Consider the following 24428-nt stretch of genomic DNA (forward strand, 5'->3'; position numbering starts at 1 on the left):
GCAGAGCCAACAGCCCTGCCAATACATGTTACATTACAAAACAAATTATTTATTTGCCGTAACGTTTGTTAAATTGTTCAATACGACCACGAGCTTGAGCCGCACGTTGTTGACCAGTGAAGAACGGATGGCATTTGGAGCAAACGTCTACACGAAGGTCTTCTTTTACAGAGCCAGTTTTGAATGTGTTGCCACAACCGCAAGTTACTGTAGCTTCTTTATAGTCTGGATGAATACCTTGTTTCATTCTATACACCTCTTTCCAGCAATCAATATTATTCTTATAGATTATAGCATGACACCTGCACAAATGCAAGTAACCAATACTATTCCTTGGACGCTTGCTTTTCTTCAATAGCCTCAGCTAAAATAGCTTCCAAGTCACTTTCGTTGAGGATGTCACGCAATGCAATAAGCTCCTCTAAAGAAAGGGTAATACCTTTTTTCATGCTTGTATATTCACTATCCCAAGCACGAAGATCAAACTTAGGATTGTATTTTCCCCAACTAGTACATGTTAATTGTTTTTTCCAACCATCTTTATCTTCAGATAAAGTACCAATAACCTTGAAGATTTCAAAATTAATAACTGCCATAGATCCTCCTTTCTTACATATTCATATGCTATGTTTCGTATCTACTATATTTAGTAGTTTATATTTTTTAGGATACGATATATTTTAAACCAAAATTATATGATTTACAATTCTTTTTTATAGTCACTATAATCTTCAATATCAATAGAAGCTGTAGGTGGCATAACTTGTGCACCTAATGAATCTACGGTCTCTTTCCAACTCCTTGTAGCCTCCGTAACAGCCTTGATATACGCCTCGTCAGCAGCCTGTACAGATTCAATTAGCTGGGCTTCATCCTTTACATCTAATACGCGACGACGTACGCTACTAAGCATATAGCCAAAGGATTCATCTGTTTGAACGAGCATAGAGATTTCTTGAATCAATGTTTGACCCGTAGTGCTGCAGAAATAGGCATACCACATATATGCTAATTCAGCATCTGGGAACATCCAGTACATATCATCTACAGGCGCTTTTGTCGTAATCTCTACATCAATATGATCAGTATGACGTTTAAAAGTAAGAAAATAAGCTCCACTTTCAATAAGAGCAGTGCGACCTAATTCAGATACACGGCTATCAATGCAATAAATACCATCTTGACCTAAGGCTACGTCCGTTTGACCGCCGGGCAACAAAATAGAGCGCAAGGACAAGCCATAATTTAATACCGTAAATACTGGCAATTGCGCAAATACGCCATGAGGTAATGAAATATAATTAATTGTTTTCCACTCATCCCCTACACGTTCACGAAGACCAACACGCATTTTTTTTACATCGTATTTACCATATACGATTTCATAAGCCCCTAATGGAGTCCATTCTCGTATAGCTTCTACTCGTTTTTGGTTCAAGAAAAATTGCAACGCCATATTATTTAAGCCCAATTGATTTTGTGCCATTGTAGCAGGTAAGAATAATTGAGCAGTCCCTTCTGGAACTAAGTTATGTAATCCGTTAGCGACCTCTTCTACAATATCTTCAGAGGATTGGAACATACTAACTGTGCCTGTAAAGATATGGTCAAAATAGCTACGATGAGGCCATTGATTAATGATTTGAGCCATCGGATATAAACGTGTCAAAATGCTATAACACACGGGAGATGCCGTATACAGAACGACTTTTTTATCTTCATAAGATTGAAGAATCTCTTCAACCATGCCTGCATATTCTTCTACATAAGCATACAGAACCAATTCTCCCGTTTTACTATGAGCTTCGATACTTTCACGAACAGGAGTTTCCCAAATAGTGCCTACATCTAGACCTTCTAAAATGCCTGTGTCACTAATAAAATCAAACAATTCCACTCTAAAGGATGGTCCATAAAGAGCTTGGAATGTATTCAAATCATATGGTACAGGACCAAAGGATTCTACTGTGGATTTTTCTGCTAACGCATATAAATCATCTGCCGTTACCCCCCACTCACGGGAGCTAGCATTACTAGAAATCAATTGATCTAGCACTTTAAAACGCATTAACTCATTTACAATATCAATTCCCTCAATACCATGATTAGCACAAAGGGCAATAAATTCTTCGTTATTTACTTTCATATTAAACCTTTCCGGCTGAAGGACATAGATGATTTAAAAAACATTCATTACACAAAGGCTTACGAGCCTTACACACTCTACGGCCATGATAGATTAACCAGTGGTGTGCAGCAGCCCAGTCCTTTTTTGGAATTGCCTTTTGTAACTTTTGTTCCATCTCTTCCGGCGTCTTAGCAATACCTAATTTTAATCGGTTAGACACGCGAAATACATGTGTATCTACCGCAATGGCTGGTGTACCAAATAAAACGGATACCACAACATTTGCTGTTTTACGCCCCACACCAGGCAATTCAACGAGTTGATCAAACTCACGAGGCACCTCTCCATGATATTGTTCAACTAAAATTTGACAAGTAGCAATTAAGTTTTTTGCCTTGGACTTATAAAGGCCGCAATCTTTAATGAGAGTCTCTAACTTAGCAACTCCGATTGCAAGCATCTTTGCAGGATGATTAAGTTCTGGGAACAATCGTTTAGTAACAATATTAACTCGTTCATCCGTACATTGTGCAGACAAAACTACAGCAACTAATAATTCAAATTCATTTGTATACTCAAGGGCAGGTTTTGCATCAAAATAATGCTCTTGTAACAGTTTCAACTGCTCTGCCTTTATCGCTTTTGTTACACGCATACAGTTCTCCTTTCTCACCTGTGAAAGTACAGACGCGTACAACTTATATCTTACCATACGTATTCATTAAGTTCTATGTTATAATAAAACATGCTATTCTAATATAGAATACAGGAGGCGCATATGAGTCATATTAACGATACATTAAAACGAATAAATGAACTAGCTGCAAAGAAAAAATCTGGGCAAGAATTAACACCAGAGGAATTAGCAGAAAAAAAAGAATTATACGAAATCTACTTAAGCTTCATTCGTGGTCAAATTACAAGCACCTTGGATCGCGTTGAATTTGTAGACCCAGAAACAGGTGAAAGGACCGCTCCTAAACGAGCTCTAGAAGATTTAGCTAAAGAAGCTGACCAAGATATTAAAGAACATAAAGATATTCACTAAGACTACAAAAGCGTACGCATGAAGGATATTTCCTAATGCGTACGCTTTTGATTTTTATTTTTACTATTTTCGCTTCTAAATAAATAAAATATATTACTAGACTAGTATCAATATTTCTATTGAGGTCCTTCTCCAGCAATAATACGTTGTGCCTCAGCATCAGATAAATCATAGTGTAAGAAAGTCTTATAGAATAATTTTGTTTCTTTCACTAAATCAATATCATTAAATAATTGAGGTTGTATGATTTGACCTGCCCATAAGATTTGTAATGCAGACTCAGCACTGTAACGATCCCAGTTGAAAGTACCTACAGGATTGCTATAAATACGACCGTTTTGTACTGCTTTAAGGCTTGCCCATTGTGGATCATTCTTAATCGCTTCAATACCTTTGCGTGATTGTGTACCACCAATAATGATAATATCAGGGTTAGCTTTAACGATTTCTTCCATTGTTACAGTAATTTGAGAACCTTTAGTAGTGATGGCATTTTTACCACCAGCGTAACGAATCCATTCATTGATAATTGTTTTGTCGCCATCAACCTTTAATAAGTTGTCTCCACCTACAATATGTAATACAGATGGACGGTTAGCATCATCAATACTTTTTGTTCTATCTTCAGCAAATTTAATTTTACCATCTAAGTAAGCTAGGTATTGTTTTGCCATTTCAGGGGCTTTATCACCTAATACTTCAGCTGTAATATTAATAACTTTACGTAATCCATCATAGTCTTGGAAGTTTACACGAACTGCTGGAATCCCTGCATTACGCGCCATTTCAATTTGATTCTTATTACTTGCTAATACAACTTGAGGTTTTAATTTTTGGATTTCTTCCATTTGTACATCAGTACCTTTTACAGGTGCTGGAATTTCTTTAATGCGTGGGTACACTTTAGCGAACCAAGGCAAGCCTTGAACAGAAGTTGTGGTAGACACTAATTTATCCGCACCACCAAGCATCAATACAACTTGATTATTGGCATGCCATAAATCGGCAACCTTTGTTATATCTTTAGGAATTGTTACATCTGTTCCATCGATATCCTTTACTACACGCGTAGCAGATTGATTACCTTGTGATGCATTCTCTGTGCCACATCCAGCTAACATGAATAGAGCCGTCATAAGGGCTAATAAAAATACAATAATACGCTTCATACTTACATTCCTTTCTGACCTAATTGAGGGATAACACATACAGTACGATTAACTGTATCGCTATAGAATAAGCTTAGCTTAGTCTTATAAATCTCCTCGAGCGCTTCTAAGGTCACATCACTAACAGAATTATAAAAATCTATAGTTCCACCACGACATAAACCAACACGGCTATTTAACAACAACGCCTGTTCCGGTAAATGTGTAGTGAAAATAATAGCATATCCTTGGGCGCGTAATTGATCAATTGTTTCTAAAACAATAACCTGATTACGTATATCTAAAGCAGATGTAGGCTCATCCATAAGTAATAAGCGTGTATCTTGTAACAAGGCACGACCTATAGCAACTAATTGCCGTTGACCACCACTTAAATCACGGCATGGTTTGTCCTTTAACGCCGTAATACCAAGCATGTCCATAATAGAATCTGTTTTTTCAAATTCCTCTTTACCTGGAGATGAGAACATGCCCGTTCGCAAGGTAGCACCAAAGGAGATATAATCTCGTACCGTATAAGCTATATCAGCCCCAATAATCTGTGGTACAAAAGCAATTAGCTTGGCCCGTTCCTTGATTGATGCAGTCATTAAGTCTACACCACTACAATAAATATGTCCTTGTTGAACATGATTAAAGCACATTAAACAGCTTAATAAGGTAGATTTGCCTACCCCATTCCTACCTAGTAACGCCAATGCATCACCAGCTTTTACAGAGAAGGATAAATCACTAAAAATATTAGGTTGGTTCTTATCATAGGCAAATGATATAGAATCAACGACGAGTTCAAATGAATCCATTAGAAGTACCTCCGTTGTTTATATAATACCCATGCAAAGAACGGTGTTCCAATAAAACCACATAAAATCCCAAGTGGAATCTCTGCAGTTGTTAAGGAACGAGCAAATAAATCAGCAATCATCAAAAAAGAAGCACTCACTAAAATCGTAGCAGGAATTAATTTTTTATGATCATTACCTACTAACATTCTAGATAAATGTGGTATAACAAGACCAACCCAGCCAATAGTGCCGCTAAGACATACAGCAGCAGCTGTAAGTAATGTAGAGATTCCAATAATAACTAGTCGCTCTCGATTGACATTAACGCCCAAACTTTGAGCCTCTTGATCAGAAAGAGACAAAATATTAAGTCTCCATCTTAAAGCTAATACTGCGATTGTGCCTATGATAATAATAGGCAATACATAAAGTAAATTATCCCACGTAACCTTTGCTAGGCTTCCCAACTGCCAATAAACAATATCTTGTAACTCTGTATCAGGATCTGCAATATATTTAAGCAAACCAATTATAGCAGCCATAAATCCAGAAACGATAATACCACATAATACTAGAACGATACGCGATTGATTCTGAATCAATTTAGGCAATAACAAGGTTAAACAAACCGCCAAAATACCACCCATAAAGGCTAGTATGGCAACGCCATATAACGAAAAGTGTAATAGTATGCCTATACATGCACCTACACTAGCGCCATGTGATACACCTAATAAATCTGGAGATACTAAATCGTTACGGAATACCCCTTGGTAGGCGGCACCAGAAACGGCTAATGCAATACCTACAGCAATAGCCCCTAATACACGGGGCAATCGTATCTCCATAACCACATTGTACATAGATGCATCCCAAGTGATGGGTAATACTAAAAATTTAGATAATAAAATATTAGTTACCTGATCTATAGGAATGAAAAAACGACCTATAACGAGAGAGGCCAGAAAAATACCAATACATATAACTAATGTTATACCCATTGTCCGTATATAATGTTGCATAAAATACCTCAACAAACAAAAACTTCATATATGCTACCTTTAACTATACAAGATTTTATATATTAAGAATAATTAGTTTTAATGATATATGTATAGAAAAAAGCCACTTGATATATGGATCAAGCAGCTTTTAGTATAAGTTTTACTTATCGATTATAATTTACCAAGACGTTTCATAGCAGTATAAATTTTTCCTGCGAGTCCTGTCATTTGCTTTTTAGGAATACCACAGGCAGCTATACGAATACCATTTGCTAATGCAATTACATAGATATGCTCTTTCTTCAACTCTTCACAGATAGCATTTGCAGAGTCTGTAGGGATTGTAATAAAGAACCCACCACGGTAAGGTAACATGGGAAGACCCACTTGTGCTGCTTCTTGTTTAAAGATATCAGCACGATTGCGAATTAATTGATAATAGCAATTGCGTTCAGCTTCATATTCCTTAAACTTAGCTGAATCAGCCACAATATTAGCCATTGCACGCATTGCAGGACGACAAATATTGGACCATGTGGCACGACTTGTAGATTTGTTAACTTCGAAAAACTCATCAGCTATTTCTTCATCGTCAGAAATCCCAATCATCGCACCAACACGCTGACCATACATAGTAAATCCTTTAGATAAGCTATAACACACACAGGTGAGAATTTCTTTTGGTAAATGACTAAATTTATTGAAGAACGCACGTACCTCATCTTTTTCACCAGAGTAATCAAGATATGCTACATCAATACCAATAATCACATTATTTCGACCAATAGCAACTAAATCCTTCAGGAAATTAAGGATAGAATCCCAATCTTTATCCTCAATAGAGTAGCCGGTTGGGTTATTACCAGGTGTATTAAAGATAACAACCACATTTGTTTGTTTAGCCGCCAATTCGTTTACACGATTTTGGAATGCTTCATGATTAAAGTTATTATGTTCATCAAATAAGGAATACGTAACTAGTGTACGTCCAGTATCACTACAAATAACACGGTATGCACCCCAGTACCAATCCGCTGTTAATACTTCATCACCAGGCTCTGTATAGTTATGAATCAAATGATGAATGCCACCAGTGCCACCTGCGGTAGCAATGCTACGAATATGTCCTTCTGGGCGGAAATTACCAAAACATTCTTTTTCAGCAGCACACAAAAAATCTGGAATGCCCGCAATTGGTGCATAACCAACATGTTCAGAATCCGAAAGACTCAAATATTCTTCTTTAACGGTCTTAAGAAAAACTAAGTTTCCCTCTTCATCATGAATAGCACCCAAAGTACCATTTACAACATTCTCACGGCCATTTTCTTTAGCATCGGCTTGAGCTTGGCCAGCAGTTACGAAGATTACGTCTTTTAATTTTTTTCCTTTTGCATGCTTTGCAGCAACACTTGTCATAACTAGCACCATCCTATCTGAAATGAATATTACATATTTATCATACCTAAACTAATTTAAATATACAACGTATATTCAGTAAATATATTGTATACATAGAAGATTTAACTAACTATTAGTAACTCACCACTTATTAAATATATATAGAATATATTAAGTACCTTATTTAGGAAAAATAATTAACAAATATACAATAAAACAGTAAATATATAAAAAAAGACCACTCAAAAGAGTGGTCATCATCATCCTTAGAAGGAATAGCCTACACCAGCGTGTAAACCTTTTGCAGTTTTATCATTGCTATCTACACTATATTTATCATAGCCATAGTATACATTCAAATCTACATCAGGGCGTACTTCATATTGAGCACCTACTTGATAAGTTTGCTTAATATCATTACCCCAACCAGCCTTAGCAAAGCCGTTTACTTTATTAGTCAAAGGTACATGACCGATAACACCAGCTTGGAAACCAAGTTCAGTATCATTTGTACGAATCGCAGTACCTGCACCATATAAATTTACATTTGGATGTACTTTATAAACCAATGCTAATTGATGATCTTTAATATCACCATTTTTTGCATTTAATTTATCGTAAGAGTATTGTAATGCGGCTTTATTGGAAAGGTCGTGTTGTAAAGAAACACCGAAACCATCATTACTATTGCCACCACCATTAGATACGTGTTGTTTAAAAGCATAATCAGCTTGTACCTTAGTGGATCCATCACTAATTTTCGTTACAGGAGCTGCAGCAAATGCACTACCGGCTACAACTGTAGCTGCTAAAGTTAATAATACTAATTTCTTCATTTTTACCTCCTATACACATACCAACGGTATGTCTTAATAAGTTACTAATCGATAGGTATAGTAATTATACAATCTATAAATTAGCGTTTCATGAATACAGGGATATCAGGGATACCACTGTTAGTATTTGTAGTGGATGCCGGACGGGATGTAGTTGTTGTTTTACCGAATTCAGGTACATTCTTAGTATTTGAATTAAAACCAGTTGCCACAACAGTAATTTGAACTGTATCGCCTAAGCTTTCATCGATAACGGAACCGAAGATAATATTTGCATCAGGATCCGCCGCTTCAGAAATAATTTCGGCAGCTTCATTAATTTCAAACAAGCTTAAGTTAGCACTACCGGAAATATTGAGTAAGATGCCTTTTGCACCATCGATAGATGTTTCCAACAATGGGCTATTAATAGCCATTTTAGCTGCGTCAGCAGCGCGGTTTTCACCTTCGCCAACGCCAATCCCCATCAATGCTTCGCCTTGTTCAGTCATGATAGTTTTAACATCTGCAAAGTCAAGATTGATCAAGCCAGGAACTTGAATCAAGTCTGAAATGCCCTTGATACCTTGGCGAAGTACATCATCAGCTGTACGGAATGCATCGCTTAAGGAACATTTTTTATCTACAACTTGCAACAATTTATCATTAGGAATAACGATAATAGTATCTACTTTTTGAGTCAAGAATTCAATGCCTTTTTCCGCTTGTGCACGACGGCGTTTACCTTCAAATGCGAACGGTTTAGTAACGACGCCGACTGTCAATGCACCGATTTCTTTAGCACATTCTGCAACGATAGGAGCAGCACCTGTACCAGTACCACCACCCATACCAGCAGTTACGAATACCATATCAGCACCTTCAAGAGCTTTTATAATTTCTTCGCGGCTTTCTTGAGCAGCCTCTTCACCGATTTGTGGATTTGCGCCTGCACCAAGACCTTTTGTAACCTTCTCGCCAATTTGAATCGTTACATCCGCTTTAGATAATTCAAGCACTTGGCTTTCAGTATTAGCGGATAAAAATTGAACACCTTTAAGATCGCTATCTACCATGCGATTAACAGCGTTATTACCGCCGCCACCAACACCGATAACTTTAATATTTGCAAAATCAGACATTGAACTTCCTCCTCTTATCGTTATCTATCGTATCAATATACGTCCCAATGTATCGATTTATATACTGACAATCTTATAACAATTACATTTATTTTACACTAAAATTTAAAAACTTTCCACTATATAGAATGTGATTTATTAGAATCGCTTAGTCATAATAATCTTTCGTATAGCGCCTACATTAATAAATACATGCAATCCAAAGCCAATAAGAGCTACGTAATATAGGTTAATTCCTATGAGGTCACCTACATATACAAGAATAACAGCTAACACAACATTTGAAAAGAACCCAAGCACAAAATTACTAAGATCAAAGGTTCGTTCCAATGCAGCACGGCTACCACCAAATACAGCATCTAGTGCAGCCAGAACAGCAACTGATGTGTAGTTCGCATAACTTATAGGTATATGAAATGGTGAAAGCCACCCTAATGTAGTACCTACAATTAAACCAACAATGGCAAAGATATAAATATTCATTCTTTACCTCCTGTTTCATTAGGCTTTATATGCTCTTCTCTAAAGGTTCCTGTAAAAGCTGGAATAGCTATTTCATTTTCTTCCTTTATGGTTACCTTTATGCCCCAGTGTTTCAAGGAATCCACCACACCGCCTCGCATAGTGAGCGCAGAATTTAATGTTTTTGGATCACCAATCGCTTTAACTGTAAAAGGAGCCCCAAAAACCTTACCATTCACAGTAATAGTCGGACCAGAGCATCGTATTTCAGAAGTCCCTATGAGACGTTGGTCATTGATAGCTATCGCCTCAGCCCCACCAGCTCGCAATTCATTAACAATACGTAAAATATCCTCATCATGAATTACATATAAATTAGGATTTTCACCACTTTGAATTGGCTTTAAGCTATCCTCAATTAATACACTAACACCCGTACCTTTAACATTAGTTAAAGCTGCTTTCATCATCAACTGTTCATCTGCTTTAACATTGCCAGTAGCACCAGACTGTTTAAGTTCTTCTATTTGTTTTAACAATGCATCACGTTCACTTTGAGCCTCTCGCAATTGTACGGCTAAATCACCAGCCCGTTGTAAACGGATATTTTCTTCTATATTATCTTGAGTCATCTTATATTGAGTAACAACCATGAAGCCCAATATACAGCTGACTAAGGCTATTGCCCACCGTTCGTGTCTCACGACAATCATCTACCTTTTATCTTCAACATGACCTTGTTTATCTTGTTTTGTATCATCCTTCTTAGTAGATGAATCTTCTGTATTCTTTGTTCCAGACTGATGCTTTTTAACTTCCGGTATTACATCAGTTTTTATATATGGCGATGAAACATTAACATCTATATATTGTACATTGCTATGTGTTGTCTTAATATCTTGTAACATAGACTGAGTTAACTCGGCTTTTTTAGGTAAGTCTTTACTATCTCCTAATCGAATTTGTACCCCCGATACGGTATACGCCATTATTGCATCAGGGTCTCCTATATTGACTTCTGCAATATTCTTGAAGGTGCTTTCATCAAGAGAGTTCAAGTATTCAAGAGCCGCTAAAATAGGTTTATCCACAACGGTATCACCTAATAAAATATTTCCCGCCTTAACTCCTGATATCATTGGTACCGACGTATCTTGTATAGCAGGCTCTGATGCAATCACTTGACCTTTACTATCAAGTGTTAGATAGCCAAACTGAGCTGGTACAACTGCAACAGCTTTGCGTTCTATGACACGTACGACCATTGTAAATGGCAATTGATAACTAATTTGAGCCTCTTCAACCCGTAAGTCTTTCGCCAATCTAGTTTTTAATTTCTCTGTACTAATTTGCAATATATTTACAGGTTCATGAATATCCCCTGCTACCATTACATCTTGTACAGTTACCTTATCCGATCCTACAATTTTTAAGGATCCAAAAGGAATAGGTAGTGTAAACAATCCCACCAACACGAGAGTAACTGCACCACCGATTTTTAACACTCGTTTTCTAAATACAGCCCGTTCATCTTGAACAGGTGTAGAAGACTGCATCTCCCCAGAGTTGGATGGATGGTATTGCTTATCATCCATAGATAACTCCTTATATTCTATTCAGCCCTTAAAATTTCCCTATACTAGCTGTTAATAAAATCTTTTCACATAATGTTGGGAAGTCAATACCCATTTCTTTAGCTGCCTTTGGTACTAAAGACGTTGCCGTCATACCTGGCACAGTATTGTATTCTAGAACATACATATTATCTGCATGATCTGTCATAATATCAACACGAATAACCCCACTGCCTTGTACTTCGCGATACACAAGTTCCCCTATGCGTTGCATCTCAGCAGTCATTTCTTCACTAATAGGCGCAGGTACTAAATATTCTGTAGCACCTACAGTATATTTACTGGTATAGTCATACTCCCCAGAATGTGGACGGATTTCAATTACTGACAATGCCTTTCCGTCAAGAACGGATACTGTAAATTCGCGACCATCAAGAAATTGCTCTACTACAAGAATCGGATCATATTTTAGCGCTTCTGTAACAGCAGCCTCCAATTGTGCCTCATCACGAACGATGGTAACGCCAATACTAGAGCCTTGAGTAGCAGATTTCACCACTACAGGAATCGTAAACTGTTTACGAATATGTCCTATAATAGCTTCTGCAGATTCTAAATTACCATTAAAGGATTCAGAAGTAGCTGTTGGAATATTAGCCCCTTTGAAAACATCTTTGCTTACTTTTTTATTCATTCCTACCGCATGAGCCATGATGCCCGATCCAGTATATGGAATTTCAGCCATTTCAAGTAAGCCTTGTAATGCACCATCTTCACCATAACGACCGTGAATTGCATTAAATACAATCTCTCCACCTAAGGATTCAATGTCTTTTAAAACCGTACGAGGATTAAGTTCTAATGTTTGGGCATTATACCCTTTACTTTCGAGTGCTTCCGCAATAGCAGCGCCAGTACGGCGAGATACTTCAGCCTCTTTGGAAGGGCCACCCATCAATACAATTATTTTTCTATCTTTCATTGTAAGCCTTCCTCCAATATAGCTAATAATTTTGGTCCATATTGATTAATAGAACCAGCCCCCATTGTGATAACCAGATCGTTAGGTCGCACAATTTTTGCCAATACAGCCGGTATATCATCAACAGATGGTACATAATGTACAACCTTATGTGTAGCAGCTTCAACAGCGTCAGGAATAGTACGTCCATCGATACCTGCAATCGGATCTTCACCAGAACTGTAAATATCTGTCATATATATTTCATCAGCACTTGTAAAAGCAGTGGCAAATTCATCTTTCAACAAGCTTGTACGTGTATACCGATGCGGTTGAAACACACAAATAACGCGATGTTTTTCAAGTTCTTTTGCTGCTCTTAAGGTCGCTTTAATTTCTGTTGGATGATGTGCATAATCATCGACAACCCAGACGCCAGCAACATGACCTTTTGTTTCAAAACGTCGTTTTGCACCGATAAATTTACCTAACGCTTTTGTAATAAAGCGATTTTCTACACCGCAACATTCATGAGCCACAATAAAGGCTGCCAATGAGTTTAATACATTATGTTCTCCAGGCACGCGCAAGCTGATACGGCTTATATTAATACCTTTATGATATACATCATATACCAAGGAAGAGTCCACATAATGAATATTTTTTGCTACATAATCATTATTATCCTCTAAGCCATATGTAATAAAAGTACGTTTTACGCGGCTCATAACATAACGAATATTTTCATTATCACCACATACGATAGCCTTGCCTGCTTCTGGTAACGTTTCGACGAACTCACAGAAAGCGTTTAACAAGTTATCCATAGTCTTATAATGATCCATATGATCATCTTCAATATTAGTTATAACGATAGTATGTGGATGCAATTTTAAAAATGAACCATCGCTCTCATCCGCTTCCACAACTGAAAAATGGCCTTTCCCAAGGCAACTGCTACCTTTGAGATAATCTACTTCGCCACCGATAATTACCGTAGGGTCCGCATTAGCCTCCACTAAAATTTGTCCAATCATTGAAGTTGTAGATGTTTTACCATGCGCACCAGCTACTGCGATACCATCTGTTACATCTAATACAGCCTTTACAATATCAGAACGATGTAAAATGGTAATCCCTTGCTCTTTAGCGGCAACAATTTCAGGATTGTCTTCACGAATCGCTGTAGAACGAACTATGGCATCAACACCATTTACATATTCTTTATTATGACCGATATGCACCGTGGCACCCATATCTCTAAACTTAGAAATCACTGCAGATTCAGCAATATCTGAACCAGATACATCATAACCTTTTTGAATCAAAATATTCGCTATCGCACGCATACCAGATCCACCAATACCGATAAGGTGAATTTTGTGAATACCGTCTAACATAAAACCTCTCCTTGTTACTTTGCAATAGATAAAGCTAATTTTGCAATATCGTGAGCCGCATTCGGTTTTCCCAATTGCAATGCTCGGTCTCCCATTTGTGCCAACAAATCACGGTTGGCCATAAACATCTCGATTTCCCCTATTAAATCGTGAGCACTCAACATTTTATCTACAATCATATGCGCCGCCCCTTCTTGTACAAAGATACGTGCATTATAGGTTTGATGATCTTCCGCTGCGTATGGATACGGTATCAATACGGATGGAATACCGCGAACTGCTAATTCTGCAAGACCTATAGCACCAGATCTAAATACTGCTAAATCGGCTGCTGCTAGTGCTTTTGGCATATCATGTAAATACGGCAAAATCAAAGATGAACTACCTAAACCATCCCCATCGGTAATGCCCAATTGGGATAAAACAGATTCATATTCTCCGTTTCCCGTAATATGGATTAATTTAATACCTTTCACACCTTGGAAGTGTTTATGTACATCTATCATAGCATTGTTAATAGTTCTCGCCCCTCGAGAACCTCCAGCTATGAGTACTGTAAAGGTATCATCACTTAAGTTGAAATAGTTACGTCCCACTGTTCTCGAATCAACTAGCACATCTGGACGAACAGGATTCCCTGTATAGACTACGCGCTTTGCTTTAGAAAACGATGTTTCTGCATCCTTATAGCCTAAGGCTACCACATCAACAAAACGGCTCAGAATTTTATTAGTAATACCTGCTATGACATTCTGTTCTTGAATTATAGTAGGAATATTATGTAATGCTGCAGCCAAGAGAACAGGCCCACATACATAACCACCAGTACCAATAACCACATCAGGTTTAAACTTACAAACTATAGCATTAGCTTTTACAATGCCTAAAGCAGTTTTACCTAATGTGACTAATGTACCTAACGATAATTGACGCTGCAAGCCTTGCACAGAAATCGTAGTAAACTCTATCCCCTCTTTAGGAACTAATGTAGCCTCGAGACCTTGCTTGGTACCAACATATAACACCTTTGCATCAGGATTTTGTTTCATAATTTCCTTATATATAGTTATTGCTGGATATATATGTCCACCAGTGCCACCACCTGAAATAATAACACGTTTCATTAATGGTGTCCTCCCTCTTGCAACATATGAACACAACGTTTAAAGTCATCTCCACGCTCTTCAAAACAGCTGTACCAATCAAAGCTTGAGCAAGCCGGAGATAATAGCACAATATCGCCAGTCTCTGCCAATTTATAGCCTTGTTCTACGGCTTCTTTCATGGATAAAGCACGATAAATCGGCTTCACACCAGCCTCTTTTGCAGCCGTCTCAAAACGATCTGCTGCTTCCCCCATGAAAATAACAGCTTTAGTCTTCTCCTTAACTAACTCCATGAAGTCTTCTAAAGGCGTCATTTTATCATGACCACCAGCTAATAGAATAACTTGTTGATCAAAGGATTCTAATGCTTTAACCACAGAATCTACATTAGTCGCTTTAGAATCATTATAAAATGTAATACCATCAATCGTCTTAACGCGTTCTAAACGATGTTCAACGCCATGGAACTCATTAATAATACGATGAATTGTTTCTACAGGTACGCCCAATGCATGAGATAAAGCAATAACGGTCAATATGTTTTCAATATTATGACTGCCTGGAATATGAATATCTTCATCTGCAATAACAAATTTTGCTACCCCATCTTTAGCAATATAACATTGCCCATCAGCATAATAAGCGCCATTCTCTACGGCTTTTTTTTGACTAATTTTTAAAATATGACTAGGCGCACGATGTTCCATATCAGCTACAACGGGATCATCTATATTCAACACTAAATAATCTGTACTTAATTGATTTTCAAAGATGCGTTCCTTCGCAGCAATATAGTTTTCCATCGTCTTATGACGAGCTAAGTGATCTGGAGTAATATTGAGCATAATAGCCCCAATAGACCTAAAATGCTTGATTGTCTCTAATTGATAACTAGATAATTCAGCTACCAAAAAACCGTCTGCAGGCATAGAATACGCCACTTCACTAAGGGAATCACCAATATTTCCACCGACGTGAACTGGTTTTCCAGAGCCTTCTAGTACTTTAGTTAATAAGGTTGTTGTCGTAGTCTTACCATTTGTACCAGTAACAGCTACGATAGGTGATTTAGATACTTCATAAGCTAATTCTACTTCGCTGACCACGTCAATACCACGGGCATGTGCTGATTTTACAATCGGAATATCTAAAGAAATACCTGGAGAAATAACGATACGGTCCACGCCATCTAGCAAGGATTCATCTTGACGTCCTGTAATAATATTTACCCCTGCCGCAACAAGTCGTTTCTCCTCAGCCGTAGGCAGTGTCATAGGCTTATAATCATTTAACACAACATGCGCACCCACTTGGGCTAATACCCAAGATGCACCTATACCGCTGGCTCCAGCGCCAAGAACAAGTATATGTTTATCTCCATATTCCATCTATATCACCTAAATTATTTATAAAATTAATGTATCCTATCTAATAAGCATACCATTATTTACAATTTCCGTTAAGTATTATCTTATAAAGTTATAGTCGCTAAAAGTACACCAATAATGGCTAAAACAGCTCCACCAAACCAGAAACGATTAACAACTGTTTGTTCTGCCCATCCGGAAAGTTCAAAATGGTGATGAATAGGACTCATCTTAAATACACGCACACCACGTGTTTTGAAAGAAATAACTTGAATAATAACAGATAATGCTTCCATAACAAAAATGCCACCAATCACCACAAGTAGCAATTCTGTTTTAGTTAAAATAGCCATTGCTGCAAAGGCACCACCTAATGCCAAAGAGCCTGTATCTCCCATGAATACTTTTGCAGGGTTCACATTATATACCAAAAAGCCAAGACATACAGCTGCTATTATAGCGCCGAAGTACGCAACACTTTCAGCACCGATAGAATTTGTCATCGATGCAGCCATCAGACCAATAACAGAGAATGCTATCGCCGCCACTGCTGATGTACCACCAGCAAGACCATCAAGACCATCTGTCAAATTTACTGCATTTGTAGCTCCTACAATAATCAAAAATGCCAATACATAATAACCCCATCCCAATTGTAATTGTATATCTACAACAGGAATCCATAATGTGGTAGGAACAACCATAATCTCAGTAATGCAATAACAGAATACGGCTGCCAATATAAATTGTCCAAGTAATTTTTGCTTCGCTGTTAAACCAAGATTGCGTTTTTTCACAGCTTTTACAAAATCATCAAAAAAACCTAATAAACAATGCCCCAGTGTTAAGAATAATAACATTCCTGTGCCCACATTCCATGGTGCAAACAATGCCACGCCAATAATAAGGGCCACCATCATGAAAGCACCACCCATTGTTGGCGTACCGGCTTTTGCTTGATGACTTTCAGGGCCTTCTTCACGAATACTTTGTTGTGCGTGCAAAGAACGCAACATAGGAATAGCAATTTTACCTAGCACTACCGTAATGATGAAAGTCGCTACGAAGGCTAATAGAATGTGATTTATCATATGAATCCTCTACTTATTAATAAATAGGACGGCTAGATATAACTAGCCGTTACCTATTATTCTCGATCCTTTAATTCTTCAACAACGCGCTCCATTCGTAAACCTCGAGAACCTTTCACAAGGATAACATCCCCTTTTTCACGAATATCACTATATGCGTTGGCCATTTCTAAATGGCTGTTACAACGGAATGTAGTTAAACCTGCCTTTTTTGCTTCCTTTGCAATGAAGGCAGCAGCATCACCAAAGGTGAATACAATACTATAACCCTCTTCAGCAAGCAAATGACCGATTTCACGATGTGCTTCTTCAGAGAAGTCGCCGAGCTCGAGCATATCGCCTAGCATCGCAATTTTACGCTTACCTTCTAATTGGCCAAGTGCTTTAATAGCTTCTGCCATGGATGAAGGGTTTGCATTATAAGCATCATTTAAGATAACAATATCTTCAAATGGGACGATTTCTTGACGCATTGGAGTTCCACTAAACTCACTCAAACCTTTGCGAATTGTGTTAGATTTAATGCCTAGCACTCGACCTGCAACGATAGCCGCCAATGCATCATATACATTGTGTTCACCAATCATAGGTAAGAAGATATCAAAAACTTCATCATAACACTTACAAGTGAACTTAATACCGTCTTTTTTATAGCGCAAATGGCTACCAATACAAGTAGCATTCCGTTCAATACCATAGGTAATTGTTTTACCCTTAGCTAAACGATCCATAGCTTTTACATATGGATCATCTTCATTAAGGATAGCCACGCTGTTTTCAGGCAAGCAACGAATCAATTCACCTTTCGCTTCGGCAATGGCTTCTCGAGAACCTAAAAGCTCGATATGACTAGTACCAACATTAGTAATAATCCCCATCGTTGGTTCTGCAATCAAGGCCAATTCTTCGATTTGTCCGAGCCCACGCATACCCATTTCAACAACACAGGCTTCATGCTCAGCGGTCAAACGTAACAAGGTTTTTGGCAAGCCAATTTCATTATTAAAATTTTTCTCAGTTTTTAATACATTAAATTCTGTGCCAAGTACGGCTGCCACCATTTCTTTTGTCGTTGTCTTACCAGAGGAACCAGTAATAGCAACTACAGGAATATCAAAGCGGCGACGATGATATCGTGCTAAGTTTTGATATGCTACCAAAGTATTGTCTACCTCGATACAAGCAATACCTTCTACAGAACGTCCTTTTTCAACGATAGCCCCTGTAGCACCTTTTTCGATAGCCGCATTGATAAAATCATGACCATCAAAAGTATCACCTTTTAAGGCTACAAATAAAAAGCCTGATTCAATAGTTCTTGTATCAGTAGACACATCTAAAAACTTAATATTGTCGGTATGTGCACTCGTCCCCTGTGTGGCCTCCAGTACTTGAGACAATGTAAATTCTGCCATATTAGATCTCCTTGAGGGCTGCTCGCGCCTCTTCACGATCATCAAAATGGATCGTTTTATCCTTTAAGATTTGGTAATCCTCATGCCCCTTACCTGCAATGAGTACAATATCCCCAGGTTTTGCATGTTGTATTGCATGTTGAATCGCTTCCCTACGATCAACGATAACTTCATAGTGAGTTCCTTCTCGAAGGCCGTCTTTAACGCCGACTTCCACATCTTTAACAATTTGTACAGGATCCTCTGTACGTGGATTATCAGATGTAACATACACAACATCACCGTATTGTGCCGCAATGCGTCCCATAATAGGACGTTTGGTTGCATCTCGGTCACCGCCACAGCCAAAGACTACAATAATACGATTTTCTTGAATAGCCTTTGCTGTTTGTAAAATATTTTCTAACCCATCTGGTGTATGTGCATAGTCTACAACAACAGCAAATGGTTGACCTTCTTCAATCAATTCAAAACGACCAGGTACAGCACTAAATGTTTTCAACGCTTTATCGATGTCTTCCATGGAAATACCTTCTAATAGGCAGGCACCAATAGCTGCTAATGTATTATACACATTAAACAAGCCAGTCGTATTCATTGCAACTGTATAATCATGACCATCATAAGATACCGTGTAACAGCTAGACTTTGGCGTCATATTAACGTCATGAGCATTCAATGTGCCGCTACCCTCAATACTATAGGTAATGATAGGGGCTGTAGTTTTTTCAACAACCCGATGTCCATAGGCATCATCAATATTGATGACAGCACCCTTACCAGATTTTATCTGGTTTGGTTTGCTAACCTGTTCAAATAGTTTACATTTAGCTGCCAAGTAATTTTCAAATGTTTTGTGAAAGTCTAAATGATCTTGTGTAAGATTTGTGAATATAGCCGTATCATACTCAACACCAGATACGCGTCCCAAAGCCAATGCATGGGAAGATACTTCCATTACACAATGTGTAACGCCCTCTTCCACCATTTGATGCAAAATATGTTGTAAATCTACTACGTCAGGGGTCGTGTTATGAATCGGATATGATGTATCGCCAATCATGATATGAACCGTACCAATCACACCGACCTTATGACCTTGAGCTTTCAAAATATGACGAATCATATGAGTTGTAGTCGTTTTACCATTAGTACCAGTAACACCAATCATGCGCATGGAATTGGCTGGATAATCAAAAAAGTATGGCACACAAGACATCATAGCCGCACGTGTATCTTCAACAGTGATAACACAAACATCACTACTTATCTCAACAGGTTTAGATACTAATACAGCTACTGCCCCAGCCTCAACAGCTTTATTAACATAATCATGTCCATCGACAGTAGCACCATCTAAAGCAATAAATAAACTACCTGCTTTTACAGCACGAGAATCAGCGGTAACATCTAAAATTTCAATAGCTGTATTACCTTCTACATGCGGTGCATGTAAGGTTTTTACTATATCTTGTAAGTGTTTCATATACAATCTCCTTTACACGCAAAGGAAAGCAGCCCAATACGAGCTGCTTCGCCTGCTAGTCTATAATTTGCTGTTTCTCTTGTACATTACGTTCAGTAACAGCGCTTTTTGTGCTATAAACAAAAGAATCAGGCAAAACCATTCCTAGTTGTTCTTCTGCGATTTGTTGGATACGTACAGGAGACTTCAAGGAAGCCACTTCAACGTCCAATGCATCGTTATCTTTTGTTAATTGTACTACAGCTTGCTGTGTTTTAACTACCTCATAGCCCAACTTTGTACTGTATGCATTCATAACCATCATAATAAGCAAACATGCAACTAATGCAGCAATACCATATACAACTTGCCACATCATAGGACTTAAATCTAAAGCTACGTTTGCACTACGTCTTCTCCCTTGTGCAATAACCAACATATCACCTTTTACTTGGCCCACAACAGCCTTTCTCGCTAACATAACACTTAACCCCTTCCAAATCTACAACTTTACTGCTACGCGCAATTTAGCGCTTCTAGCTCTCGGATTAACTTCAATCTCCCCTATACTTGGCTCTATAGCCTTATTCTTTGCCTTTACAACTGCCTTGTGATTACAAACACACACAGGCAATTGTGGAGGACATATACATGCAGTACTTAACTCTTTAAAAGTTTGCTTTGTAATTCGATCTTCCAAGGAGTGGAATGTAATAACTCCAATCATTCCCTTTGGTTTTAACATCGATACAGCATCTACAAAACTATCATGCAAAATTGCTAATTCTCTATTTACTTCAATACGTATGGCCTGAAACGTCCGTTTTGCCGGATGAGGTCCATCTTGTCGCGCCTTTGCAGGTATTGCATTCTTAATAATTCTAACTAACTCACCAGTAGTAGTAATTCTTTTTTCTTGACGTGCTTCAACAATAAACTCGACAATTCGTTTAGCCCATCGTTCCTCCCCATAATCACGGATAATTTGCAGTAATTGTTCACTGTCATATTCATTGACAATTTCCTCTGCCGTGAGAGGTGCATCTTTATCCATTCGCATATCAAGAGGTCCATCATTCATATATGAAAAACCTCGTTCAGGAGTATCTAGTTGATAGCTGGATACACCAAGATCAAATATAAAGCCATCGACTTCATAAATGCCTGCATTTTGGAGGGCTTCTTTTAAGTTAGAAAAGTTTGTAGGTATCGTTAACACCTGACATTTCAAATCAGATAAACGCTGTCGAGCTACACTCAAAGCATCTTCATCTTGATCTAAACCTATAATCATGCCTTCTGGATCTAGCATCTCACCCACTGCGTGAGCATGTCCTGCCCCACCGAGGGTACAGTCCACATAAATGCCTTTTGGATTAGTTACGACAGAGTCCACCGTTTCACGTAAAAGTACGCTAGTATGATTAAATTCCATCATAGCCTCCTATAACATAATCCCTTCAAGCCCTTCAACTAATTCTTCCATGCTTTCAGCCACTTGCTCATCATAGAAATCGTATTTTTCACGGCTCCAAATTTCAACGTGGTCTCCAGCACCTACAATAACAGCCTGTTTATCGAGGCTTGCATATTCACGTAGTGGTACAGGAATGAGGACACGACCTTGTTTATCATATTCAAGCTCAGCAGCACTACCAAAAACAAAACGTTTTAAGGCACGCACGCTAGCTTTAGTGGAAGATTGTGATTGTAAAGCAGTGGAAATTTTCTTCCATGCCTCTTCGGTGTAAATAGCCAAGCAGTTATCTAGGCCTTTTGTAACGATGCACAAATCGCCTAGTTGTTCACGTATTTTCGCAGGTATAATCATCCGCCCTTTTGTATCAATGGTGTGATTATATTCACCCATGAACATACGTATCACCGCCTTTCTCTATTTCTTATCCACCACTATATGGTAAATTCTACCACAATTCCCCACCTTCTACAACAAAAAATCCATTTTTATCCCACTTTTTTATATTTTTCTTGTTTAATCTCTATTTTTCTCCACTTTTCTACAATACATATGTTCGATTAAATATTTAAAACTAATCAATTTAAACCACTCTCTACCACAATGATGAAATACCACGCCTTAAATGGACATAAACCCCACTTTTAGATGTATTATGTTTAGCAACTCAATGTATTATGTTTAGTAATTCATAAACGTTAAATATATTTAGGTCTATATTAAAAAAGCACAAAAAAACCTCATCAATGTACAACAATACATTGATGAGGTTTTGCCTCTATTTATATAGTTTTGATCTATAATATTAGAATTTAGATTCGATAGCCGCTTGAAGATCGCCTTTAGGCAAGAAACCAATTTTACGGTCTACTACTTCACCATCTTTTAAGATAACGAATGTAGGCAATACTTCAACTTGTAAGTTACGTGCTAATTCTGGTTCTTCATCAGCGTTTACTTTTACAAAGTTAGCTTTACCTTCAAGCTCACCTGCAATTTCTTCAATGATTGGCATCATACGTACGCAATAACCGCACCATGGAGCCCAGAAGTCAACAACAGTAACACCACCTTGGTTTACTAAATCTTGATATTCAGCAGTTTTTAAATCTTTTAATTCGCTCATTGTACCCTCCTACGGTAATTGAACTAATACACAATCTTGAATGACATGCAGATCTAAAGCATGTGCTTTTTCAACAACAGATGGTTTATCCGCCCCCGGTTGCAACCACACAACAGGAATGCCAAGTTCTTTGCATTCATCAAGTGCAGCTAACCCTACTGCTTCTGGTACAACAAAATCTACCACAGCAGGCACAACGGGAAGTGCAGAAAGACTAGAGTAACAAGTGTCTCCATCTATTTCTGCAATATTAGGATTGACTGGATATACTTCATATCCGTGATCTTTAAGACATTTATAAATCTTATAACCGAACTTTTCGGTTTTATGGGTAGCTCCAATAACGGCCCATACTTTTTGATCTAAAGCTTGTTGAATTGTCATTTCGACCACCTCTTATATACTATTATAAATGAATATCGAACATTGTCAATATATTATATCGAATTATATAGTTAAAGAATTATTCTCTTTTAGCAAACATTCTATAACATAAAGCAATACTATTTTCTTACGTTATTCTTTGATTTGTATCTCAATCGTTTTCTGACTAAGACTAGGTAAATTTAAATCAATCTCAATTAATTCAGATAAACTGATTTCTCTACGACTTAATGTATGAGCTTCAACTAAGCCCCCTACAATAGCCAGCTCACCTAAAATTCTATTAGGAGACCACTGATTTTCACGCAATTCTCGAATAGTAATACTCTTTTGTCGCTTAGACAATCTATGTCCTTCAGAATCAATTAATAATGGAGCATGCCCATAAGAAGGTATTTGTATATTTTTAGAATTGAAACTGGTTTGTAATGTTTTATATAAATATATTTGCTGCCCCGTAGTCTCTAGTAAATCATCTCCACGAATGACCTCCGTTATCCCCATAGCAATATCATCCAGTACGACAGCTAAATTATAAGCATACATACCGTCACCACGACGCAATACATAATCATCTAATTCACCTTCCAAATGAATATGTTGAAAGCCTTGCCAACGATCTACAAAATCTATATCACAGGAATTAACGGCTAAACGAAAAGATGGCTCCTTAGACATCATAAACTCTTTTATCAATTTATCCTCTAGATGACGGCAATGACCATCATATCGATGTACTACCTCTCCTACATGGGGCGCCGAAGCAATAGAATGCAATCTTGTGCGATTACAAAAGCAAGGATAAATTAGTTTTTCTGATGCAAGATGTTCTAATACGTCTCCATAATATGTTTGTCGTTCACTTTGCCAATATGTTGATTCTGGTCCACCAACGCGAGGTCCTTCATCCCATTCAAATCCTAGCCACTCTAAATCATCTAATAGAGCTTCCCCTAACTCACGTTTAGAGCGTTGGATGTCTATATCCTCCATTCGCACAACATACTGCCCTTTTTGTTGCTTCGTAGAAATATAAGATAAGAGGGCTATCCATACATTTCCGAGATGGATATATCCTGTGGGGCTTGGAGCAAATCGACCTTTCATG

General features: G+C 37.8%; 27 protein-coding genes. 1 reads left to right on the forward strand and 26 read right to left on the reverse strand.

The features are described from left to right. Positions 1 to 49 precede the first annotated feature (49 nt). The 4 genes from rpmE to nth all read right to left on the reverse strand — a co-directional run bounded on the left by rpmE (position 50) and on the right by nth (position 2783). Positions 50 to 247: a 50S ribosomal protein L31 gene (rpmE, locus tag HMPREF1865_RS07575; RefSeq protein WP_004696185.1), complete on the reverse strand. Its 198-nt coding sequence runs from the start codon at positions 245 to 247 to the stop codon at positions 50 to 52. Between the two features lie 79 nt (positions 248 to 326). Next, complete coding sequence (locus HMPREF1865_RS07580; RefSeq protein WP_004696187.1) at positions 327 to 596, reverse strand: YdbC family protein; 270 nt, start codon at positions 594 to 596, stop codon at positions 327 to 329. Between the two features lie 104 nt (positions 597 to 700). Next, positions 701 to 2146 carry a hypothetical protein gene (locus tag HMPREF1865_RS07585; protein ID WP_060919734.1) on the reverse strand — a complete coding sequence of 482 codons (1446 nt, stop codon included), beginning with the start codon at positions 2144 to 2146 and terminating at the stop codon, positions 701 to 703. A 1-nt stretch (position 2147) separates the two neighbouring features. Continuing rightward, positions 2148 to 2783: an endonuclease III gene (nth, locus tag HMPREF1865_RS07590; protein ID WP_060919735.1), complete on the reverse strand. Its 636-nt coding sequence runs from the start codon at positions 2781 to 2783 to the stop codon at positions 2148 to 2150. 123 nt (positions 2784 to 2906) lie between these two features. Between nth and HMPREF1865_RS07595 the strand changes: the two genes are divergently transcribed. Further along, complete coding sequence (locus HMPREF1865_RS07595; protein WP_060919736.1) at positions 2907 to 3176, forward strand: DUF896 domain-containing protein; 270 nt, start codon at positions 2907 to 2909, stop codon at positions 3174 to 3176. A gap of 116 nt (positions 3177 to 3292) precedes the next feature. On the opposite strand, the gene HMPREF1865_RS07600 is transcribed toward HMPREF1865_RS07595, so the two are convergent. The 22 genes from HMPREF1865_RS07600 to gluQRS form a co-directional block, all read right to left on the reverse strand. After that, the gene (locus tag HMPREF1865_RS07600) at positions 3293 to 4345 is read right to left on the reverse strand and encodes an ABC transporter substrate-binding protein (RefSeq protein WP_060919737.1); all 1053 of its coding nucleotides are present in this window, start codon (positions 4343 to 4345) and stop codon (positions 3293 to 3295) included. Positions 4346 to 4347: 2 nt separating this feature from the next. Next, positions 4348 to 5148: an ABC transporter ATP-binding protein gene (locus HMPREF1865_RS07605; protein WP_060919738.1), complete on the reverse strand. Its 801-nt coding sequence runs from the start codon at positions 5146 to 5148 to the stop codon at positions 4348 to 4350. Then, a complete protein-coding gene (locus HMPREF1865_RS07610) occupies positions 5148 to 6152 on the reverse strand; it encodes a FecCD family ABC transporter permease (RefSeq protein ID WP_060919739.1) in 1005 nt (334 codons plus the stop codon). The genes HMPREF1865_RS07605 and HMPREF1865_RS07610 overlap by 1 nt, the downstream gene beginning before the upstream one ends. Positions 6153 to 6305: 153 nt before the next feature. Further along, positions 6306 to 7553, reverse strand: a complete 1248-nt coding sequence (locus tag HMPREF1865_RS07615) for an aminotransferase class I/II-fold pyridoxal phosphate-dependent enzyme (RefSeq protein ID WP_060919740.1) — start codon at positions 7551 to 7553, stop codon at positions 6306 to 6308. Positions 7554 to 7801: 248 nt separating this feature from the next. Continuing rightward, entirely contained in the window at positions 7802 to 8371 is a 570-nt protein-coding gene (locus HMPREF1865_RS07620; RefSeq protein WP_004696198.1) for an outer membrane beta-barrel protein, read from the reverse strand. A gap of 80 nt (positions 8372 to 8451) precedes the next feature. After that, positions 8452 to 9492, reverse strand: coding sequence for a cell division protein FtsZ (gene ftsZ / locus HMPREF1865_RS07625; RefSeq protein ID WP_004697140.1), 1041 nt, complete (start codon positions 9490 to 9492; stop codon positions 8452 to 8454). 138 nt (positions 9493 to 9630) lie between these two features. Continuing rightward, on the reverse strand, positions 9631 to 9975 hold the full coding sequence (locus HMPREF1865_RS07630; RefSeq protein ID WP_004696202.1) for a small basic family protein: 345 nt from the start codon (positions 9973 to 9975) through the stop codon (positions 9631 to 9633). Then, a complete protein-coding gene (locus HMPREF1865_RS07635) occupies positions 9972 to 10667 on the reverse strand; it encodes a DUF881 domain-containing protein (protein WP_060919741.1) in 696 nt (231 codons plus the stop codon). Before HMPREF1865_RS07635 ends, HMPREF1865_RS07630 begins: the two co-directional genes overlap by 4 nt. Continuing rightward, a complete protein-coding gene (locus HMPREF1865_RS07640) occupies positions 10668 to 11549 on the reverse strand; it encodes a cell division protein FtsQ/DivIB (RefSeq protein WP_060919742.1) in 882 nt (293 codons plus the stop codon). Between the two features lie 28 nt (positions 11550 to 11577). Next, positions 11578 to 12510 carry a D-alanine--D-alanine ligase family protein gene (locus HMPREF1865_RS07645; protein WP_004696208.1) on the reverse strand — a complete coding sequence of 311 codons (933 nt, stop codon included), beginning with the start codon at positions 12508 to 12510 and terminating at the stop codon, positions 11578 to 11580. Continuing rightward, the gene (murC, locus tag HMPREF1865_RS07650; RefSeq protein WP_004696210.1) at positions 12507 to 13889 is read right to left on the reverse strand and encodes a UDP-N-acetylmuramate--L-alanine ligase; all 1383 of its coding nucleotides are present in this window, start codon (positions 13887 to 13889) and stop codon (positions 12507 to 12509) included. The genes HMPREF1865_RS07645 and murC overlap by 4 nt, the downstream gene beginning before the upstream one ends. Positions 13890 to 13903: 14 nt before the next feature. After that, positions 13904 to 15013, reverse strand: a complete 1110-nt coding sequence (gene murG, locus HMPREF1865_RS07655; protein ID WP_060919743.1) for an undecaprenyldiphospho-muramoylpentapeptide beta-N-acetylglucosaminyltransferase — start codon at positions 15011 to 15013, stop codon at positions 13904 to 13906. Then, positions 15013 to 16383, reverse strand: coding sequence for a UDP-N-acetylmuramoyl-L-alanine--D-glutamate ligase (murD, locus tag HMPREF1865_RS07660; protein WP_060919744.1), 1371 nt, complete (start codon positions 16381 to 16383; stop codon positions 15013 to 15015). The genes murG and murD overlap by 1 nt, the downstream gene beginning before the upstream one ends. Before the next feature lie 83 nt (positions 16384 to 16466). Continuing rightward, positions 16467 to 17453 (reverse strand): phospho-N-acetylmuramoyl-pentapeptide-transferase, encoded by a 987-nt coding sequence (gene mraY, locus HMPREF1865_RS07665; protein ID WP_004696217.1) that lies wholly within the window; start codon positions 17451 to 17453, stop codon positions 16467 to 16469. Between the two features lie 56 nt (positions 17454 to 17509). Next, positions 17510 to 18868: a UDP-N-acetylmuramoyl-tripeptide--D-alanyl-D-alanine ligase gene (locus HMPREF1865_RS07670; protein WP_060919745.1), complete on the reverse strand. Its 1359-nt coding sequence runs from the start codon at positions 18866 to 18868 to the stop codon at positions 17510 to 17512. Position 18869: 1 nt separating this feature from the next. After that, entirely contained in the window at positions 18870 to 20354 is a 1485-nt protein-coding gene (locus HMPREF1865_RS07675; protein WP_060919746.1) for a UDP-N-acetylmuramoyl-L-alanyl-D-glutamate--2,6-diaminopimelate ligase, read from the reverse strand. A 55-nt stretch (positions 20355 to 20409) separates the two neighbouring features. Next, positions 20410 to 20814: a cell division protein FtsL gene (gene ftsL, locus HMPREF1865_RS07680; RefSeq protein ID WP_004697156.1), complete on the reverse strand. Its 405-nt coding sequence runs from the start codon at positions 20812 to 20814 to the stop codon at positions 20410 to 20412. A gap of 21 nt (positions 20815 to 20835) precedes the next feature. After that, complete coding sequence (gene rsmH, locus HMPREF1865_RS07685; RefSeq protein WP_004697184.1) at positions 20836 to 21768, reverse strand: 16S rRNA (cytosine(1402)-N(4))-methyltransferase RsmH; 933 nt, start codon at positions 21766 to 21768, stop codon at positions 20836 to 20838. A 9-nt stretch (positions 21769 to 21777) separates the two neighbouring features. After that, the gene (gene mraZ, locus HMPREF1865_RS07690) at positions 21778 to 22209 is read right to left on the reverse strand and encodes a division/cell wall cluster transcriptional repressor MraZ (protein WP_004696227.1); all 432 of its coding nucleotides are present in this window, start codon (positions 22207 to 22209) and stop codon (positions 21778 to 21780) included. A 406-nt stretch (positions 22210 to 22615) separates the two neighbouring features. After that, positions 22616 to 22936, reverse strand: coding sequence for a thioredoxin (trxA, locus tag HMPREF1865_RS07695; RefSeq protein WP_004696229.1), 321 nt, complete (start codon positions 22934 to 22936; stop codon positions 22616 to 22618). A 9-nt stretch (positions 22937 to 22945) separates the two neighbouring features. Then, the gene (locus tag HMPREF1865_RS07700) at positions 22946 to 23320 is read right to left on the reverse strand and encodes a CoA-binding protein (protein ID WP_004697233.1); all 375 of its coding nucleotides are present in this window, start codon (positions 23318 to 23320) and stop codon (positions 22946 to 22948) included. Positions 23321 to 23452: 132 nt separating this feature from the next. Next, entirely contained in the window at positions 23453 to 24427 is a 975-nt protein-coding gene (gluQRS, locus tag HMPREF1865_RS07705) for a tRNA glutamyl-Q(34) synthetase GluQRS (protein WP_060919747.1), read from the reverse strand. Position 24428 lies beyond the last annotated feature (1 nt).

It is taken from the genome of Veillonella parvula (assembly GCF_001553335.1).
GTDB classification, from domain to species: Bacteria; Bacillota; Negativicutes; order Veillonellales; family Veillonellaceae; genus Veillonella; species Veillonella parvula_S.

Coding starts and splice junctions, on each gene's coding strand:
- rpmE (WP_004696185.1), bottom strand. CDS start 247: ATGAAACAAGGTATTCATCCAGACTATAAAGAAGCTACAGTAACTTGC.
- HMPREF1865_RS07580 (WP_004696187.1), bottom strand. CDS start 596: ATGGCAGTTATTAATTTTGAAATCTTCAAGGTTATTGGTACTTTATCT.
- HMPREF1865_RS07585 (WP_060919734.1), bottom strand. CDS start 2,146: ATGAAAGTAAATAACGAAGAATTTATTGCCCTTTGTGCTAATCATGGT.
- nth (WP_060919735.1), bottom strand. CDS start 2,783: ATGCGTGTAACAAAAGCGATAAAGGCAGAGCAGTTGAAACTGTTACAA.
- HMPREF1865_RS07595 (WP_060919736.1), top strand. CDS start 2,907: ATGAGTCATATTAACGATACATTAAAACGAATAAATGAACTAGCTGCA.
- HMPREF1865_RS07600 (WP_060919737.1), bottom strand. CDS start 4,345: ATGAAGCGTATTATTGTATTTTTATTAGCCCTTATGACGGCTCTATTC.
- HMPREF1865_RS07605 (WP_060919738.1), bottom strand. CDS start 5,148: ATGGATTCATTTGAACTCGTCGTTGATTCTATATCATTTGCCTATGAT.
- HMPREF1865_RS07610 (WP_060919739.1), bottom strand. CDS start 6,152: ATGCAACATTATATACGGACAATGGGTATAACATTAGTTATATGTATT.
- HMPREF1865_RS07615 (WP_060919740.1), bottom strand. CDS start 7,553: ATGACAAGTGTTGCTGCAAAGCATGCAAAAGGAAAAAAATTAAAAGAC.
- HMPREF1865_RS07620 (WP_004696198.1), bottom strand. CDS start 8,371: ATGAAGAAATTAGTATTATTAACTTTAGCAGCTACAGTTGTAGCCGGT.
- ftsZ (WP_004697140.1), bottom strand. CDS start 9,492: ATGTCTGATTTTGCAAATATTAAAGTTATCGGTGTTGGTGGCGGCGGT.
- HMPREF1865_RS07630 (WP_004696202.1), bottom strand. CDS start 9,975: ATGAATATTTATATCTTTGCCATTGTTGGTTTAATTGTAGGTACTACA.
- HMPREF1865_RS07635 (WP_060919741.1), bottom strand. CDS start 10,667: ATGATTGTCGTGAGACACGAACGGTGGGCAATAGCCTTAGTCAGCTGT.
- HMPREF1865_RS07640 (WP_060919742.1), bottom strand. CDS start 11,549: ATGGATGATAAGCAATACCATCCATCCAACTCTGGGGAGATGCAGTCT.
- HMPREF1865_RS07645 (WP_004696208.1), bottom strand. CDS start 12,510: ATGAAAGATAGAAAAATAATTGTATTGATGGGTGGCCCTTCCAAAGAG.
- murC (WP_004696210.1), bottom strand. CDS start 13,889: ATGTTAGACGGTATTCACAAAATTCACCTTATCGGTATTGGTGGATCT.
- murG (WP_060919743.1), bottom strand. CDS start 15,013: ATGAAACGTGTTATTATTTCAGGTGGTGGCACTGGTGGACATATATAT.
- murD (WP_060919744.1), bottom strand. CDS start 16,383: ATGGAATATGGAGATAAACATATACTTGTTCTTGGCGCTGGAGCCAGC.
- mraY (WP_004696217.1), bottom strand. CDS start 17,453: ATGATAAATCACATTCTATTAGCCTTCGTAGCGACTTTCATCATTACG.
- HMPREF1865_RS07670 (WP_060919745.1), bottom strand. CDS start 18,868: ATGGCAGAATTTACATTGTCTCAAGTACTGGAGGCCACACAGGGGACG.
- HMPREF1865_RS07675 (WP_060919746.1), bottom strand. CDS start 20,354: ATGAAACACTTACAAGATATAGTAAAAACCTTACATGCACCGCATGTA.
- ftsL (WP_004697156.1), bottom strand. CDS start 20,814: ATGTTAGCGAGAAAGGCTGTTGTGGGCCAAGTAAAAGGTGATATGTTG.
- rsmH (WP_004697184.1), bottom strand. CDS start 21,768: ATGGAATTTAATCATACTAGCGTACTTTTACGTGAAACGGTGGACTCT.
- mraZ (WP_004696227.1), bottom strand. CDS start 22,209: ATGTTCATGGGTGAATATAATCACACCATTGATACAAAAGGGCGGATG.
- trxA (WP_004696229.1), bottom strand. CDS start 22,936: ATGAGCGAATTAAAAGATTTAAAAACTGCTGAATATCAAGATTTAGTA.
- HMPREF1865_RS07700 (WP_004697233.1), bottom strand. CDS start 23,320: ATGACAATTCAACAAGCTTTAGATCAAAAAGTATGGGCCGTTATTGGA.
- gluQRS (WP_060919747.1), bottom strand. CDS start 24,427: ATGAAAGGTCGATTTGCTCCAAGCCCCACAGGATATATCCATCTCGGA.